Origin of the sequence: Streptomyces sp. NPDC013455, assembly GCF_040632975.1 — a bacterium.
Taxonomy (GTDB): domain Bacteria; phylum Actinomycetota; class Actinomycetes; order Streptomycetales; family Streptomycetaceae; genus Streptomyces.
This window is the reverse complement of sequence record NZ_JBEYCX010000001.1, coordinates 750,030-767,595: the sequence shown is the minus strand read 5'-3', so window position 1 is coordinate 767,595 and position 17,566 is coordinate 750,030. Positions and strand designations below refer to the sequence as shown.

The 17,566-nt window shown below is 70.5% G+C and carries 14 protein-coding genes; 12 read left to right on the top strand and 2 right to left on the bottom strand.

Annotated features, from left to right (window positions below; all coding sequences use genetic code 11):
- Positions 1–50: 50 nt before the first annotated feature.
- Positions 51–1,004, bottom strand: coding sequence for a hypothetical protein (locus tag ABZ576_RS03365; protein WP_360735228.1), 954 nt, complete (start codon positions 1,002–1,004; stop codon positions 51–53).
- A 137-nt stretch (positions 1,005–1,141) separates the two neighbouring features.
- Between ABZ576_RS03365 and ABZ576_RS03360 the strand changes: the two genes are divergently transcribed.
- The 12 genes from ABZ576_RS03360 to ABZ576_RS03305 all read left to right on the top strand — a co-directional run bounded on the left by ABZ576_RS03360 (position 1,142) and on the right by ABZ576_RS03305 (position 16,897).
- Positions 1,142–3,766 (top strand): valine--tRNA ligase, encoded by a 2,625-nt coding sequence (locus ABZ576_RS03360; protein ID WP_360735226.1) that lies wholly within the window; start codon positions 1,142–1,144, stop codon positions 3,764–3,766.
- Between the two features lie 200 nt (positions 3,767–3,966).
- A complete protein-coding gene (locus tag ABZ576_RS03355) occupies positions 3,967–5,481 on the top strand; it encodes a folylpolyglutamate synthase/dihydrofolate synthase family protein (RefSeq protein WP_360735224.1) in 1,515 nt (504 codons plus the stop codon).
- Between the two features lie 7 nt (positions 5,482–5,488).
- Complete coding sequence (locus ABZ576_RS03350) at positions 5,489–5,851, top strand: DUF4233 domain-containing protein (RefSeq protein ID WP_360735222.1); 363 nt, start codon at positions 5,489–5,491, stop codon at positions 5,849–5,851.
- A 65-nt stretch (positions 5,852–5,916) separates the two neighbouring features.
- A complete protein-coding gene (gene ndk / locus ABZ576_RS03345; protein ID WP_360735220.1) occupies positions 5,917–6,330 on the top strand; it encodes a nucleoside-diphosphate kinase in 414 nt (137 codons plus the stop codon).
- A 261-nt stretch (positions 6,331–6,591) separates the two neighbouring features.
- Positions 6,592–7,611 carry a rod shape-determining protein gene (locus ABZ576_RS03340; RefSeq protein WP_014672705.1) on the top strand — a complete coding sequence of 340 codons (1,020 nt, stop codon included), beginning with the start codon at positions 6,592–6,594 and terminating at the stop codon, positions 7,609–7,611.
- Positions 7,612–7,774: 163 nt separating this feature from the next.
- Entirely contained in the window at positions 7,775–8,716 is a 942-nt protein-coding gene (gene mreC / locus ABZ576_RS03335; RefSeq protein WP_360735218.1) for a rod shape-determining protein MreC, read from the top strand.
- A 13-nt stretch (positions 8,717–8,729) separates the two neighbouring features.
- Positions 8,730–9,407 carry a rod shape-determining protein MreD gene (gene mreD, locus ABZ576_RS03330; RefSeq protein ID WP_360735216.1) on the top strand — a complete coding sequence of 226 codons (678 nt, stop codon included), beginning with the start codon at positions 8,730–8,732 and terminating at the stop codon, positions 9,405–9,407.
- 105 nt (positions 9,408–9,512) lie between these two features.
- The gene (locus ABZ576_RS03325) at positions 9,513–9,701 is read left to right on the top strand and encodes a hypothetical protein (RefSeq protein ID WP_360735214.1); all 189 of its coding nucleotides are present in this window, start codon (positions 9,513–9,515) and stop codon (positions 9,699–9,701) included.
- Between the two features lie 32 nt (positions 9,702–9,733).
- Positions 9,734–11,986, top strand: a complete 2,253-nt coding sequence (gene mrdA, locus ABZ576_RS03320; RefSeq protein ID WP_360735212.1) for a penicillin-binding protein 2 — start codon at positions 9,734–9,736, stop codon at positions 11,984–11,986.
- Positions 11,983–13,179 (top strand): rod shape-determining protein RodA, encoded by a 1,197-nt coding sequence (gene rodA / locus ABZ576_RS03315; RefSeq protein ID WP_360735210.1) that lies wholly within the window; start codon positions 11,983–11,985, stop codon positions 13,177–13,179. Before mrdA ends, rodA begins: the two co-directional genes overlap by 4 nt.
- Before the next feature lie 128 nt (positions 13,180–13,307).
- Positions 13,308–14,837 (top strand): CYTH and CHAD domain-containing protein, encoded by a 1,530-nt coding sequence (locus tag ABZ576_RS03310; protein WP_360735208.1) that lies wholly within the window; start codon positions 13,308–13,310, stop codon positions 14,835–14,837.
- 98 nt (positions 14,838–14,935) lie between these two features.
- Positions 14,936–16,897 carry a TIGR03960 family B12-binding radical SAM protein gene (locus ABZ576_RS03305; RefSeq protein ID WP_360735206.1) on the top strand — a complete coding sequence of 654 codons (1,962 nt, stop codon included), beginning with the start codon at positions 14,936–14,938 and terminating at the stop codon, positions 16,895–16,897.
- Between the two features lie 93 nt (positions 16,898–16,990).
- On the opposite strand, the gene ABZ576_RS03300 is transcribed toward ABZ576_RS03305, so the two are convergent.
- Positions 16,991–17,530, bottom strand: coding sequence for a hypothetical protein (locus ABZ576_RS03300; protein WP_360735204.1), 540 nt, complete (start codon positions 17,528–17,530; stop codon positions 16,991–16,993).
- Positions 17,531–17,566 lie beyond the last annotated feature (36 nt).

Below are 17,566 nucleotides of genomic sequence, written 5' to 3'. Positions count from 1 at the left end.
GGGGCCCCGGTCAGCCGACCGGGGCCCCTTCGCCGTCACCGCGGGACGCGTCAGAGCTTGACGCGGACCTCCTTGCGGAACTTCGCGGTCAGCTCGGCGTCGGTCTGCGGGTCGCTGCTCCGGCCCGCCGCCAGGTTGGCGATGTCCATCGGCATGACCAGGCCGAGGGTGCTGTGGTCGCCCCAGATGCAGATGGTCATCGTCACGTCCTTCGGGCCGCCGCTGCTGGCGCCGGTGGGGGCGCTGGCCTGCTGGCACTTGAGGATCGCGCCGTCGAGCCCGGACGGCTCGTACGCCTTCGGCTCACCCTTCAGGGTGACTTCGCTGTCGCTTTCCTTCTGCGACTCGGTCTTCATGTAGTCGAACATCGCGTCGACGGCCTTCTCGGGGTCGTCGATCGTGCCGTACACGCCGCCGAAGTTGATGCCCTTCTGGCTGAGCGGGTTGTCCTCGTCACCGGACTGGTACTTCGCGCTGACGTCCTTCGGATCGTGCACGCCCCACTTCTCGGCGTCCTTCAGATCGTCCTCCGTCATCGTGTCGCCGTTGCCGTCCTTCTTCTTGTACTCGGACAGCACCGTCGACGGAGTCGTGAGCTTGTGCGGGCCGTCGTCCGCGACATCGCTGCCGCCGCTGCCGCCCAGCACGAAGTACGCGGCCACGCCCAGGGCGGCGACCACGGCCACCGCGCCGATGATCAGACCCGTCTTCTTCTTCCCCCCGGCCGGCTGCGGCGCCTGCGGCATGCCGAACGGCTGCTGCTGGCCGTAGGCGGGCTGCTGGCCGTACGCGCCCGGCTGCTGCGGGGCACCCTGCTGCGGGTAGCCGTACCCAGGCTGCGGCGCCTGCGGGGCCTGCTGGGGATAGCCGTAGCCGGGCTGGGGAGCCTGCGGCTGCTGGCCGTAGGGGCCCGGCTGACCGTACGGCCCAGGCTGCCCCTGCTGGCCGTACGGACCCGGCTGCTGGGGCGGCTGGCCGTACGGACCCGGCTGGTTGTTGCTCATTCCTGGGTTCCCCTCCAGATGCTTATGTGTTCCTGACATCCTGGCCCAGGCCCGGGAAACCGACGTCACCGGGGGCCGCACCGTTACAGAACAAACGCGTTTCGGGACCACCCCGTGACACCTCTAAACTGACCCCCGTGACCGAGAACGCTCAGCAGCAGCCACCCGCGCCCGACACCGAACTGCCGACCCAGTACGCGCCGGCCGACGTAGAGGGGCCGCTGTACGAGCGCTGGGTGGAGCGGGGCTACTTCGAGGCGGACGCGAAGAGCGACAAGCCGCCGTACACCGTCGTCATCCCGCCCCCGAACGTCACCGGCAGCCTGCACCTCGGGCACGCCTTCGAGCACACCCTCATCGACGCCCTCACCCGCCGCAAGCGCATGCAGGGCCACGAGACGCTGTGGCAGCCGGGCATGGACCACGCCGGCATCGCCACGCAGAACGTGGTCGAGCGCGAGCTGGGCAAGGAGGGCAAGTCCCGCCACGACCTGGGCCGTGAGGCGTTCGTCGAGCGCGTCTGGCAGTGGAAGGCCGAGTCCGGCGGCCAGATCAGCGGCCAGATGCGCCGCCTCGGCGACGGCGTCGCCTGGTCGCGTGAGCGCTTCACCATGGACGAGGGCCTGTCCCAGGCCGTCCAGACCATCTTCAAGAAGCTCTACGACGACGAGCTGATCTACCGCGCCGAGCGCATCATCAACTGGTGCCCGCGCTGTCTGACGGCGATCTCCGACATCGAGGTCGAGTACCAGGACGACGACGGCGAGCTGGTCTCGATGCGCTACGGCGACGGGGACGACTCCATCGTCGTCGCCACCACCCGCGCCGAGACGATGCTCGGTGACACCGCCGTCGCCGTCCACCCCGACGACGAGCGGTACCAGCACCTCGTCGGCAAGCTCATCAGGCTGCCGCTCACCGAGCGCTCCATCCCGGTCGTCGCGGACACGCACGTCGACCCGGAGTTCGGCACCGGCGCCGTCAAGGTCACCCCGGCCCACGACCCGAACGACTTCGAGATCGGCCAGCGGCACGACCTGCCGTCCATCACCGTGATGGACGAGCACGCCGTCATCACCGTCCACGGCCCCTTCCAGGGCATGGACCGCCTGGAGGCCCGCTCGGCGATCGTCGCCGCGCTGCGCGCCGAGGGCCGGATCGTCGCCGAGAAGCGGCCCTACGTCCACTCCGTCGGCCACTGCTCGCGCTGCAAGACCACCATCGAGCCGCGCCTGTCCATGCAGTGGTGGGTCAAGGTCGGCCCGCTGGCCAAGGCCGCCGGCGACGCCGTCCGCGACGGCCGCGTCAAGATTCACCCGCAGGAGATGGAGAAGCGGTACTTCGACTGGGTCGACAACCTCCACGACTGGTGCATCTCGCGCCAGCTGTGGTGGGGCCACCGCATCCCCGTCTGGTACGGCCCGAACGGCGAGGTCGTCTGCGTCGGCCCGGACGAGGAGCCGCCGGCCGGCGAGGGCTGGCACCAGGACACCGACGTCCTCGACACCTGGTTCTCCTCCGGCCTGTGGCCGTTCTCCACGCTCGGCTGGCCCGAACAGACCGAGTCGCTCGCGAAGTTCTACCCGAACTCCGTCCTGGTCACCGGCTACGACATCCTCTTCTTCTGGGTCGCCCGGATGATGATGTTCGGCCTGTACGCGATGGACGGCACCCCGCCGTTCCACACCATCGCCCTGCACGGCATGGTCCGCGACCAGTTCGGCAAGAAGATGTCGAAGTCCTTCGGCAACGCGGTCAACCCGCTGGACTGGATGGACAAGTACGGCTCCGACGCCCTGCGCTTCACCCTGGCCCGCGGCGCCAACCCGGGCGTCGACGTGCCGATCGGCGAGGACTGGGTCCAGGGCTCGCGCAACTTCGCCAACAAGATCTGGAACGCCACCCGCTTCGCGCTCATGAACGGCGCGACGGTCGAGGGCCCGCTGCCGGACGCGTCGCGGATGTCGGCGACCGACCGCTGGATCCTCTCCCGGCTCAACTCCGTCGTCGCCGAAGTCGACGCCCACTACGACGACTTCCAGTTCGCCAAGCTCTCCGACGCCCTCTTCCACTTCGCGTGGGACGAGGTCTTCGACTGGTACGTCGAGCTGTCCAAGACGACGTTCCAGGCGGGCGGCGAGCCGGCCGAGGTCAGCAAGCGCGTCCTCGGCGAGGTCCTGGACGTCACCCTGAGGCTGCTGCACCCGGTGGTCCCCTTCGTCACGGAGACCCTCTGGACGACGCTGACGGGCGGCGAGTCGGTGGTGATCGCCGACTGGCCGACGGACAGCGGCTTCCGCGACGCCGACGCCGAGCGGGAGATCGGGACGCTCCAGTCCGTCATCACCGAGGTCCGCCGCTTCCGCGCCGACCAGGGCCTCCAGCCCGGCCAGCGGGTCCCGGCCCGCCTGACGCTGGACGGCACGGCGCTCGCCCCGCACGAGGCGGCCATCCGCCAGCTGCTGCGCCTCCAGCCGGAGGGCGACTCCTTCACGGCCACGGCGACCCTGCCGGTGGCGGGTGCCGAGGTGGCCCTCGACCTGTCCGGCACGATCGACGTCGCCGCCGAGCGCAAGCGCCTGGCGAAGGACCTGGCCGCCGCCGAGAAGGAGAAGGCCCAGGCCACGGCCAAGCTCGGCAACGAGGCCTTCCTGGCGAAGGCCCCGGAGAACGTCGTGGACAAGATCCGCACGCGCCTGGCCAAGGCCGAGGAGGACATCGCCCGCATCACCGCCCAGCTGGAGCGGCTGCCGCAGGCGTGAGTCGCTCACGCCGGCGAGCGTCGAACGTGTGACGTTGCCGAAGGCCCCGGCGCCGACGAGGCGCCGGGGCCTTCGGCGTGCCCCGTCAAGGGCGGCGGGGAACCGCGCGATCAGCCACGACGCACCCGCGGCCGGCCGGCGAGACAAGCCACCCCATACCGGCGCCGCGCCGCAGGCATCCGCTCCGTAGACTGGGCCTCGTGAGCGAAGCGCCCGGCACCAGCGACACCCCCGACCCCCTCGACTCCTTCGACGAGATCATCGAAGCCGAGACCACCCGCGACCCCGACCTGGCGGCCATCGAGGCCGGCAGCCGCACCCTGCGCACCCAGGGCGGCCCCTTGCAGGCGGACGTGCCCGCCCGCCCCGAGGACCCCGAGGTCGACAAGGCGCTGCGCGAGGTCGAGGCGGAGCTGGCCACCCGCTGGGGCGAGACCAAGCTGGAGCCCTCGGTCACCCGCATCGCCGCGCTGATGGACGTCCTGGGCGAGCCCCAGCGCTCGTACCCCTCGATCCACATCACGGGCACGAACGGCAAGACGTCCACGGCCCGCATGATCGAGGCCCTGCTCGGCGCCTTCGAACTGCGCACCGGCCGCTACACCAGCCCGCACGTGCAGTCGATCACCGAGCGCATCAGCCTGGACGGCGCCCCGATCTCCGCCGAGCGGTTCATCGAGACGTACCAGGACATCAAGCCCTACGTCGAGATGGTCGACGGGCAGCAGGAGTACCGCCTGTCCTTCTTCGAGGTGCTCACCGGCATGGCGTACGCGGCCTTCGCGGACGCCCCGGTGGACGTCGCCGTCGTCGAGGTCGGCATGGGCGGCTCCTGGGACGCCACGAACGTGATCGACGGCGATGTCGCCGTCGTGACCCCCATCGACCTCGACCACACCGACCGGCTCGGTGGGACGCCCGCGGAGATCGCCGTCGAGAAGAGCGGCATCATCAAGCAGGACGCCACCGTCATCCTGGCGCAGCAGCCGGTGGACGCGGCGCAGGTGCTGCTGAAGAAGGCCGTCGAGGTGGACGCCACGGTCGCCCGCGAGGGGCTGGAGTTCGGCGTCGTCGCCCGCCAGGTCGCCGTCGGCGGGCAGCTGCTCACGCTGCGCGGCCTCGGCGGCGAGTACACCGAGGTCTACCTCCCGCTGCACGGCGCCCACCAGGCGCACAACGCGGCCGTCGCCCTCGCCGCGGTGGAGGCGTTCTTCGGCGTCGGCGCGCAGCGCGCGGAGTCGCTGGACATCGACACCGTGCGCAAGGCGTTCGCGGCCGTTTCCTCGCCGGGCCGCCTGGAGGTCGTACGGCGCTCCCCGACGGTCGTGCTGGACGCCGCACACAACCCGGCCGGTGCCGAGGCCACCGCCGAAGCCGTGCGGGAGGCGTTCGACTTCACCCGGCTGATCGGCGTCGTCGGCGCGAGCGGCGACAAGAACGTGCGGGGGCTGCTGGAGGCCTTCGAGCCGATCTTCGCCGAGGTCGTCGTCACCCAGAACTCCAGCCACCGCGCCATGGACGCGGACGAGCTGGCCGCGATCGCCGTCGAGGTGTTCGGCGACGACCGCGTGCAGGTCGAGCCGCGGCTTCCGGACGCCCTGGAGGCCGCGATCACGCTGGCCGAGGAGGAGGGCGAGTTCGCCGGCGGCGGTGTACTGGTCACCGGTTCCGTCATCACGGTCGGCGAGGCCCGGCTGCTGCTGGGGAAGGGCTGAGACTCACGTGCGTACGCTCTGTTCATCGACCCTGATCGGCGAGTTCTTCGTCATCGGCTTCGCCGGGCTCGTCGCCATGAAGGAGCCGGACCTGGCCACGTCGACGGTGTGGCTGGTCTGCGGGATCGCCATGCTGCTGTGCCTGCTGCTGTGCGGGATGGTGACCCGCCCCGGCGGAGTGGCCCTCGGCTGGGCCCTGCAGATCGCCCTGATCGCCTCCGGCGTCGTCGTGCCGATCATGTACTTCCTGGGCGCGGTGTTCGCGGCCCTGTGGTGGGCGTCGGTGCACTTCGGCAGAAAGGTGGACGAGGCGAAGGCCGCGTTCGCGGCCCGCTCCCAGTCCGCCTCCTCCACGGCTGACGCTGCGTAACAGGTGCCCCGACACGCCCTGTAACCTCGTCCCACCGCACCAGCAAGCCGTGTAAGGAGCCCCTCGTGAGCCAGCGCACCCTCGTCCTCCTCAAGCCCGACGCCGTCCGTCGCGGTTTGACCGGCGAGATCATCAGCCGTATCGAGCGCAAGGCCGGCTGGCAGATCACCGCGCTGGAGCTGCGCACCCTGGACCAGGAGACGCTGGAGCAGCACTACGGCGAGCACAAGGGCAAGCCCTTCTACGAGCCGCTGGTCGCGTTCATGTCCTCCGGCCCGGTCGTCGCGCTGATCGTGGAGGGTGAGCGGGTCATCGAGGGCGTGCGCCAGCTGGCCGGCCCCACCGACCCGATCGCCGCCGCGCCCGGCTCGATCCGTGGTGACTACGGCGTCATCGTCCGCGAGAACCTGATCCACGCCTCCGACTCCGAGGAGTCCGCCGAGCGCGAGGTGAAGATCTTCTTCCCCGGCCGCGCGTGACGCGAGGCGGCCGACGGAAAGGTCCGGGCCCGGTCCCGGACCTTTCCGGCATGGCCCGGGCATTTGAGGGAACGAGCGCCCCCGAACGCCCGTCTCCACAAGCGGGGCGGCACGCCATCTGGTGACAATGGCGGAGACCCTCGCGCAGTGTTCGTGCAGGCGCGTTTACGATGGAAGCCTTCACGTCACAGCACCCGCCTCGCCTACCTGACATGCCCTCAAAAGCGCAGGAAGGCCAGATGAATCCGGATGGGGAACTCAATGTCGTTCATCGGCCGTGACATGGCTGTCGACCTCGGGACCGCCAACACGCTGGTGTACGTCAGGGGTCGCGGGATCGTACTGAACGAGCCGTCCGTCGTGGCGATCAACACCAACACGGGTGGAATCCTCGCGGTCGGTGCCGAAGCGAAGAAGATGATCGGCCGGACGCCGGGCAACATCGTGGCCGTGCGCCCCCTGAAGGACGGCGTGATCGCCGACTTCGAGATCACCGAGCGGATGCTCCGCTACTTCATCCTGAAGATCCACAAGCGGCGGTATCTGGCCCGTCCGCGGGTCGTGGTCTGCGTGCCCTCGGGCATCACGGGCGTCGAGCGCCGCGCGGTCATCGAGGCGTCCTCCCAGGCCGGCGCCCGCCAGGTGCACATCATCGAGGAGCCCATGGCGGCCGCCATCGGCTCCGGCCTGCCGGTCCACGAGGCCACGGGCAACATGGTGGTGGACATCGGCGGCGGCACCACGGAGGTGGCGGTCATCTCGCTCGGCGGCATCGTCACCGCCCAGTCCATCCGCGTCGCCGGCGACGAGCTGGACAACGCGATCATCCAGTACATCAAGAAGGAGTACAGCCTTCTGCTGGGCGAGCGCACGGCCGAACAGATCAAGATCACCATCGGTTCGGCGTACGACCTCGACACCGACGAGCACACCGAAGTCCGCGGCCGGGACCTGGTGTCCGGGCTGCCGAAGACCGTCGTCATCTCGGCCGCCGAGGTCCGCAAGGCGATCGAGGAGCCGGTCAACGCCATCGTGGACGCGGTCAAGACCACCCTCGACAAGTGCCCGCCGGAGCTCTCCGGCGACATCATGGACCGAGGAATCGTTCTGACCGGCGGCGGAGCCCTGCTGCGCGGACTCGACGAGCGGCTGCGGCGGGAGACCGGCATGCCGATCCACATCGCCGAGGACCCGCTGGACAGCGTCGCGCTCGGTTCCGGGAAGTGCGTCGAGGAGTTCGAGGCGCTCCAGCAGGTCCTCGACGCCCAGCCGCGCAGATGAGCCACTGCTCGATTCCGCCGTACGAGACGTACTCCTCTCGTGCGGCGGATCGTTGATATAGAGGCATGAGCTCCCCCTGATGGGCCCTTTGGGTTCGCGCCGCAGCGGCGCGTTTCTCGAGGGATCCCGAATTCCTACTTGAGGAAAGGCACGGCCGCCGCACGTGAGGGACACGAAAGAGAGCCGGCTGCTCCTGGTCCTGCTGGTCGCCATCGCGTTCGCGCTGATCACGGTGGACATCCGCGGAGGCCGCAACTCCCCGGTCGACGGTGCCCGGCAGGCCGCCGCCGCGGTGTTCGGCCCGGTCGAGGACGGCCTGTCCTCCGCGGTCGACCCGGTCGGCAACGCCGTCTCGGCGATCCGTGACTCCGGCAGCCGGCACGACCGGCTCGCCGCGCTGGAGAAGGAGAACGCGGCCCTCAAGGCGAAGCTCGGCAGCGACGACCGCAACCGCAGCCGCCTCAAGCAGCTCGACAAGGTGCTCAAAATCGCCGGCGAGGGGCAGTACGGCATCAAGGGAGCCCAGGTCATCGCCATAGGGTCGGCCCAGGGCTTCTCCTGGACCATCACCATCGACGTCGGCGCCGACGACGGCATCCGGCGGGACATGACCGTCCTGAACGGCGACGGCCTGGTCGGACGGGTCACCACCGTCGGCCCGAGCACCTCCACCGTGCTGCTCGCCAACGACCCCGACTTCACCGTCGGCACCCGCATGGAGGCGGGCGACGAACTCGGCTTCGCCTCCGGGCAGGGCGACCGCCCGCTGCGCGTGGAACTCCTCAACGGCAAGGCTGAGGTGAAGAAGGGCGACCGGCTCGTCACCTTCGGCTCGCACGCCGACAAGCCGTTCGTGCCCGGCGTCCCGGTCGGCGTGGTCTCCCGCGTCGACCCCTCCGGCGGCGGCCTCACCCGCACCCTCTACGTCACCCCGTACGTCAGCTTCACCAAGCTCGACATCGTCGGCGTGGTCGTGCAGCCCCCGAAGAAGGACCCGCGGGACACCGTGCTCCCGGCCGCGCCCAAGCCGGTCCCGACACCGACGGTGACCGTCACGGTCACCCCGTCGGCCGACGACGCCCCCGCCACCGACGAGCAGCAGTAGGAGCCGTATCCCCATGCGTGTCAACCGGATCGTGCTCTCCAGCGCGCTGGTCGTCGTGGCCCTGGTCGTCCAGGTGAGCGTCCTCGCCCGCCTGCACCTGCCGGGCGCCGTCCCCGACCTGCTGCTGCTCACCGTCCTCGGCCTCGCGCTGGTCTACGGCCACGTCGGCGGCGCCCTGGTCGGCTTCGGCGCCGGCCTGCTCGCCGACCTCGCCCCGCCCGCCGACCACGCGGCCGGCCGGTACGCCCTCGTGCTGTGCGTCATCGGTTACTTCGCCGGACTCGTCAAGCCGGAGAACGGCCGGCTGAAGTCGGCGACCGGCCCCATGGCCGTCGTGGTCGCCGCCGCCCTCGGCTCCACACTGCTGTACGCCGGGGTGGGTGCCCTGGTCGGCGACACCGCCGCCCGGCACGTCGGCCTGACCGGGCTGCTGTTCTCGGCCGCCCTCTACGACCTGCTGCTCGCCCCGTTCGTCGTGCCCGGCGTCATGTGGCTGGCCCGCCGCTCCGACAACGACCCGCTCACCGAGACCGGCCCCGCGGCCAAGGCCGGCGACATCTCCTCCGGATGGCTCTCCTCCGGCACCGGCCTGCGCATCGGCGGCCAGCGCGGCGGCCTCGGCGCCCTGAAGGCCAAGGCCCGCACCCGCTCCGCCCGGGTCGGCCGCATCAAGGGGGTCAAGCGGCTGTGAACGCCCGGGAATTCACCCGAACGGGTCAGCTCTCCCGGAACGCGGGCGCACAGGCCGGCCGTTCATCATGCGAACGGGCGGGGGCGGACCGCACACCCGCGCCCCGTGCACACCCGCTGCGCGTGCATCCGCACCGCGCACACCCGCACCGCGCACACCCGCACCGCGCACACCCGCACCGCGCGCATCCGCACTGTGCACATCCGCACCGCGCGCATCCGCACTGTGCACATCCGCACCGCGCGCATCAACACCGTGCACACCCGCTGCGCGCGCATCCGTACCGCGCACTGACGTCCACGCACTGAGAGGGGGAGACAGCCGCAGTGACCAACATTCCCGAGACCGGTCGGACCCCACGGGTCCAGATCCGGCTCGTCGTGATCCAGATCCTCGTCCTCTCCCTGCTCGGCACCCTCGGCGGCCGGTTGTGGTACCTCCAGATCCGCGAGGGCGCGGAGTACCAGAAGGAGGCGTCCGGCAACCACGTCCAGCAGGTGGTCGACCCCGCCGTGCGCGGCGACATCCTGGACGCCCGCGGCGTTCCCCTCGCGGACAACGAGACCCGGCTGGTGGTCTCCGCTTCCCGCACCGACCTGCTGAAGCAGGAGGACGGCGGCGAGGCCGTCCTCACCAAGCTGGCCGGCGTCCTCGGCATGAGCCCCCGGGACGTCAAGCAGAAGGTCCGGCTGTGCGACGCCAAGACCCCCCAGCCCTGCTGGAACGGCTCGCCCTACCAGCCGATCCCCATCACCGACGAGGCCACGGCCAAGCAGGCCCTCCAGATCCGCGAGCGCTCCGAGGACTTCCCCGGCATCACCGCCGAGCCCGAGGCCGTCCGCCGCTACCCGGGCCCGGGCAAGTCCAACACCTCCCAGGTGCTCGGCTACCTCTCGCCCGTCACCGACGCCGAGATCCAGAAGGCCAAGAACACCGACTCGCCCTACCTGCGCTCCGACATGGTCGGCCGCTCCGGCCTGGAGCGGACCTACGACAAGGTGCTGCGCGGCAAGGCCGGCGTCACCCGCTACGAGGTCGACAACCTCGGCCGGGTCATCGGCAAGGCCGAGTCGGACGCGGCCGAGCCCGGTTCCAACCTGGTCACCAGCATCGACTCCCGCGTCCAGCGCGTCGCCGAGTACGAACTGGACAAGGCGATGAAGATCGCCCGCCAGCAGTTCGACAAGATCACCGGCGAGAACTACAAGGCCGACTCCGGCGCCGTCGTGGTGATGGAGGCCAAGACCGGCCGGATCGTCGCCATGGCCTCGGCGCCGACGTACGACCCGAACGTCTGGGTCGGCGGCATCTCCGCGAAGGACTACAAGGCCCTCACCGGCAAGGACTCGAACTACCCGCTGCTCAACCGGGCCATACAGGGTCAGGCCGCACCCGGCTCGACCTTCAAGGTGATCTCCACGGCCGCCGCGGTCGAGGCCGGCTACGACTTCAACGGCCGCTACCCCTGCACCAGCTCCTACTCGGTCGGCGGCCAGGTCTTCAAGAACTTCGAGGGCGAGAGCTTCGGCCCGATCCCGCTGGGCCGCGCCCTGGAGGTCTCCTGCGACACCGTCTTCTACTACCTGGCCGACAGGGAGTGGAAGCGGGACGGCGGCATCAACCCCAAGAAGGGCCAGCCGAAGGACTACTTCTACAAGGCCGCCCACCAGTTCGGCCTCGGCAAGGAGACCGGCGTCGACCTGCCCAACGAGGTCACCGGCCGCGTCCCCGACCGCGAGTGGAAGCAGGCGTACTGGAAGGCCAACAAGGACGCCTGGTGCAAGACCGGCAAGAAGGACGGCTCCTACGTCGAGAAGATCGCCTACGAGAACTGCCTCGAAGGCAACAAGCTGCGCGAGGGCGACTCGATCAACTACTCCATCGGCCAGGGCGACACCCTCGTCACGCCGATCCAGGAGGCCGTGATCTACGGCGCCGTCGCCAACGGCGGCACGATGTACCAGCCGACCATCGGCAAGGCGATCATCAGCGCGGACGGCAAGACCGTCGAGGAGATCAAGCCCAGGAAGCGCGGCAGGCTGCCGGTCAGCCAGGCCACCCTCAAGGGCATGAACGACGCCTTCGCGGGCGTCATGACCCGCGGAACGGCCGCCTGGAAGTTCGGCGGCTGGCCACAGGACCAGATCCCGCTGCACGGCAAGACCGGTACCGCCGAGGTCTACGGCAAGCAGACCACCTCCTGGCTGGCCACCTACTCCGAGGACTACACGGTGATCATGACGATCGCCCAGGCCGGTACGGGTTCCGGCGCCTCCGGTGAGGCCGTGCGCAACATCTACAGCGCGCTCTACGGCGTCCAGGGCGACGGTTCCATCGACACCGGCAAGGCACTGCTCCCCAAGCCCCAGAAGGGCCTGCCGAAGGTCCGCACGGACGGCACCATCGTCGACCCCAAGGTCAAGGGCGACCCGGCCAAGGACGTCGAGGCCGCCCAGAAGGACAACGAGACCAACGGCGACGACGGACAGCAGCCGGCCACCACGCCCTCGCCCACCACGGGCAACCGCGACACCCGCAGGCGAGCCCGCGGGCGGGGAAGCCGGAGGATGCCCTCATGACCGGAGCGAACAGCTTCTCCGTCTCCGGGTACGGCCCGCAGCGGGCCGGCTGGACCAGGGTCTTCGCCCGCGACTCGCTGGCCCGCAGACTCGACTGGCCCATGCTGCTCGCGGCCACCGCCCTGTCCCTGCTGGGATCCCTGCTGGTCTACTCGGCGACCCGCAACCGCACCGAGCTCAACCAGGGCGACCCGTACTTCTTCCTGGTCCGGCACCTGATGAACCTCGGCATCGGGCTCGCCCTGCTGGTCGGCACGGTCTGGCTCGGCCACCGCGCCCTGCGCAACGCCGTCCCGATCCTCTACGGCCTGTCGGTGCTCCTCGCCCTGGTGGTCCTCACCCCGCTCGGCGCGACGATCAACGGCCAGCGCAACTGGCTGGTCATCGGAGGCTTCTCACTCCAGCCCGCCGAGTTCCTCAAGGTCACGATCATCCTGGGCATGGCCATGATGCTGGCCGCGCGGGTGGACGCCGGGGACAAGCCCTACCCGGACCACCGCACCGTCTTCCAGTCCCTGTGCCTGGCCGCCGTACCCGTCCTGATCCTGCTGCTCATGCCCGACCTCGGCTCGGTCCTCGCCATGGTGGCGATCGTCCTCGGCGTGCTGCTCGCCTCCGGCGCCTCCAACCGCTGGGTCTTCGGCCTGCTCACCGCCGGAGTCATCGGCTGCCTCGCCATCTGGCAGCTGCACGTCCTGGACGAGTACCAGATCAACCGGTTCGCGGCCTTCGCCAACCCCGACCTCGACCCCGCCGGCGTCGGCTACAACACCAACCAGGCCCGCATCGCCATCGGCTCCGGCGGGCTCACCGGAGCCGGCCTCTTCCACGGCTCCCAGACCACCGGCCAGTTCGTGCCCGAGCAGCAGACCGACTTCGTGTTCACGGTCGCGGGGGAGGAGCTCGGCTTCCTCGGCGCCGGCTTCATCATCTTCCTGCTCGGGGTCATCCTGTGGCGCGCCTGCCGGATAGCACGCGACTCGACCGAGCTGTACGGCACGATCGTCGCCGCCGGGATCGTCGCCTGGTTCGCCTTCCAGTCGTTCGAGAACATCGGCATGACCCTCGGCATCATGCCGGTCACCGGTCTGCCGCTGCCGTTCGTGTCGTACGGAGGCTCGTCGATGTTCGCCGTGTGGGTGGCCGTGGGACTCCTTCAGTCGATCAAGGTGCAGCGGCCCATGTCGGCGTGAGACTCCGCGACCGCACGGGGCGTCCACCGGGTGAGGGGGCGGGAGACCCGCGCCGCTCACCCGGTGGACGCCCCCGTGCGGCCCCAGGCCCACTGCCGCCCGGGCGCGGCGCCCGTTAGATTCGGTGCATGGCGGATGCGAAACGCGAGATCGAGCGCAAGTACGAATCCGACGAGAGCGGGCTGCCCGACCTGACCGGCGTCGCCGGCGTGGCCGCCGTCCTCGACAAGGGCCTGGTCGAACTGGACGCCACGTACTACGACACCGCCGACGAACGGCTCACCGCGGCCTCGCTCACCCTGCGCCGCCGCACCGGCGGCTCGGACGCCGGCTGGCACCTGAAATTCCCCGTCGCCCCCGGAGTCCGCGACGAGATCCAGGCCCCGCTCTCCGACACCGTCCCCGAGGAGATCACCGCCCTCGTCCGCTCCCGGATCCGCGACCGGGACCTCGTCCCCGTAGTCCGGCTGCGCTCCGCGCGCGACGTGCGGCACCTGGTCGACGCCGAGGGCACCCTGCTCGCCGAGGCGAGCGTCGACGCCGTGACCGCCGAGCGGCTCACCGGCGAGGGCCGCACCGCGCAGTGGACGGAGATCGAGGTGGAACTGGCCGACGGCGGCGACCCGGCCCTCCTCGACCAACTGGAGAAACGGCTGCGCCGGGCGGGCGTACGACCGTCCGCCGCACCCTCGAAACTCGCCCGCGCCCTCGCCCAGACCGCGCCGGGCCACCGGGGGGACCGCAAGGACCGCAAGGACCGCAAGAAGAAGAACGGCCCCGCCGCGCCGGTGACCGCGGGCGACCACGTCCTCGCCTACCTCCGCGCCCAGCGGGACGTACTGGTCGAGCTCGACCCCGCCGTCCGCCGCGGCCTGCCCGACTCCGTCCACCGCATGCGGGTCGCCACCCGCCGCGCCCGCAGCACCCTGCGCACCTTCCGGGCCCTCCTGGACCGCACCGTCACCGACCCCCTCGCCACCGAACTGAAATGGCTCGCCGGCGAGCTGGGCGTCGACCGGGACCAGGAGGTGCTGGCCGACCGCCTGAGCACCGCCCTGGACGCGCTCCCGCCCGCCCTGGTCGGCGGCCCCGTCCGGGAACGGCTCACGGCCTGGGCCCAGGCCCGGCACGGCGCGGCCCACGCCCGCCTCACCGGCGTCCTCGACTCCCGGCGCCACCTCGCCCTGCTGGACGGCCTCGATACCCTCCTCACCGACCCGCCGCTGCGGCCGGCCGCCGGCAAGAAACCGGAGAAGGCACTCGCCAAGGCCGTACGCAAGGACCTGGCACGGCTGACGGACGCACTGGACCACGCCCTGGCGCTGCCGCCCGGAGAGGACCGCGACCTCGCCCTGCACCAGGCCCGCAAGAAGGCCAAGCGCACCCGCTACGCGGCCGAGGCCACCACCGAGGCCCTCGGCGCCCCCTCCCGCTCCCTCACCAGCGCCATGAAATCCCTCACCACCCTGCTCGGCGACCACCAGGACAGCGTCATGGCCCGCCACGCCCTGCGCGAGCTGGCGGCCGTGGCCCACGCGGCGGGGGAAGGCGCCTTCACCTACGGGCTGCTGTACGGCAGGGAGGAGGCACGGGCGGCCGCGCTGGAGGCGGAGCTGCCCGCGCGGTGGGCCAAGATCAGGAGCGGGGCGACCGGCTGAGGGTTCGGGACAGGCCGCCGAGCGGGTTACGCTTGATGGTCACCCGCCCCCAGCCTCCGGCCGGGGGTACCCCCAGTCAGCTCATGAAGGTTCGCGAGATGCCTGTCGAGTCGGTTTTCCCGCAGCTCGAAGCTCTGCTCCCGCACGTGCAGAAGCCGATCCAGTACGTCGGCGGAGAGCTCAACTCCACGGTCAAGCCGTGGGACGAGTGCGACGTCCGCTGGGCGCTCATGTACCCGGACGCCTACGAGGTCGGTCTGCCCAACCAGGGCGTCATGATCCTCTACGAGGTCCTCAACGAGCAGGAGGGGGTCCTCGCCGAGCGCACCTACAGCGTGTGGCCGGACCTGGAGGCGCTGATGCGCGAGCACCGCGTCCCGCAGTTCACGGTCGACAGCCACCGCCCGGTGAAGGCCTTCGACGTGTTCGGCCTCAGCTTCTCCACGGAGCTGGGCTACACCAACATGCTCGCCGCCCTGGACCTGGCCGGCATCCCCCTGGAGTCCCGGGACCGGACGATCGACGACCCGATCGTCCTGGCCGGCGGCCACGCGGCCTTCAACCCCGAGCCGATCGCCGACTTCATCGACGCGGCGGTCATCGGCGACGGCGAGCAGGCCGTGCTCGACATGACGAGGATCATCCGCGAGTGGAAGGCGGAGGGCCGCCCCGGCGGCCGCGAGGAGGTCCTCCTCCGCCTCGCCAAGACGGGCGGGGTCTACATCCCGGCGTTCTACGACGTCGAGTACCTCCCCGACGGCCGTATCGCCCGCGTGGTCCCGAACCGGTCCGGCGTGCCGTGGCGCGTGTCCAAGCACACGGTCATGGACCTGGACGAGTGGCCGTACCCCAAGCAGCCCCTCGTGCCGCTCGCCGAGACGGTCCACGAGCGCATGTCGGTGGAGATCTTCCGCGGCTGCACGCGCGGCTGCCGCTTCTGCCAGGCAGGCATGATCACCCGCCCGGTGCGCGAACGCTCCATCACCGGCATCGGCGACATGGTCGACAAGGGCCTGAAGGCGACGGGCTTCGAGGAGGTCGGCCTCCTCTCCCTCTCCTCCGCGGACCACTCCGAGATCGGCGACATCGCCAAGGGCCTGGCGGACCGCTACGAGGACGACAAGATCGGCCTCTCCCTCCCCTCCACCCGCGTCGACGCCTTCAACATCGACCTGGCGAACGAGCTGACCCGCAACGGCCGCCGCTCCGGCCTGACCTTCGCCCCGGAGGGCGGCTCGGAGCGCATCCGCAAGGTCATCAACAAGATGGTCTCGGAGGAGGACCTGATCCGTACGGTCGCCACGGCCTACGGCAACGGCTGGCGCCAGGTGAAGCTGTACTTCATGTGCGGCCTGCCGACGGAGACGGACGACGACGTCCTCCAGATCGCGGACATGGCGACCAAGGTGATCGCGAAGGGCCGCGAGGTCTCGCGCTCGAACGACATCCGCTGCACGGTCTCGATCGGCGGCTTCGTCCCCAAGCCCCACACCCCCTTCCAGTGGGCCCCGCAGCTCTCGGCCGAGGAGACGGACGCCCGCCTGGAGAAGCTGCGCGACAAGATCCGCGGCGACAAGAAGTACGGCCGCTCGATCGGCTTCCGCTACCACGACGGCAAGCCCGGCATCGTCGAGGGCCTGCTCTCCCGCGGCGACCGCCGCATCGGTGCCGTCATCCGCGCGGTCTACGACGACGGCGGCCGCTTCGACGGCTGGCGCGAGCACTTCTCCTACGACCGCTGGATGGCCTGCGCCGACAAGGCCCTGGCCCCCTTCGGCGTGGACGTCGACTGGTACACCACCCGTGAGCGCACCTACGAGGAGGTCCTCCCCTGGGACCACCTCGACTCCGGCCTGGACAAGGACTGGCTCTGGGAGGACTGGCAGGACGCCCTCGACGAGACGGAGGTCGAGGACTGCCGCTGGACACCGTGCTTCGACTGCGGGGTGTGTCCGCAGATGGACACCCACATCCAGATCGGCCCCACGGGCAAGAAGCTCCTGCCCCTGACGGTCAAGAACGCCGGCCCGACGCCCGCGGCGAGCGGTCACGCGCACTGAGGACGCACTCGTCCAGGTGACCACCGAGCCCCCTTCGATCCGGAGGGGGCTCGGTGGCACGGCGATCGCCGGCATTTCTCCTGGGCCGTTTCTTCATGAGCCTCGGCTTCGTCGGAGGACGTAGGTGCTGCGGGAGTCGGGGTCGCCGAAGAAGAAGTACAGGTTCAGGGCCTTCCCGTCGTCGCGCCGCAGTTCGAAGGTCCAGGTGTAGGTCCGGGGTGTGCCGGTGGTGTTCACGGCCGGGCCGGGCGGGTCGTCCGGCTCCGGTGCGCGGGTGGCCACCGCGGTGCGCGAGGTGAGCGTCAGCAGGACGTGCCGGCCGTCGCTCCACCCGGCCCGCTCGCCGGTCAGTTTCCAGGTTCCCGTACCGGACAGACGCCACCTGTCGTCGAAGTCCCATTCCTGTCCGTCCAGGAGGCGGATGTCGGCCCTGCCGTCGGGCCGCAGGACGACCTTCGTCCGGTCGAGGCCGAGCCACGTCCCCGGCACCTCCGCGCGCCGTACGTCGTGCAGCCCGGGCACGTCGTCGTACATGTGGGGATTGCAGCCCGACAGGACGAACGCACAGGCGACGAGCACCGCGCGGGAGCAGCGTCGAAGGCGGTGGCCGTGGATCCACCGTTGACCGGTCATGGGGCCGCATGCTGGCACCTTTTTTGAACATGTTCA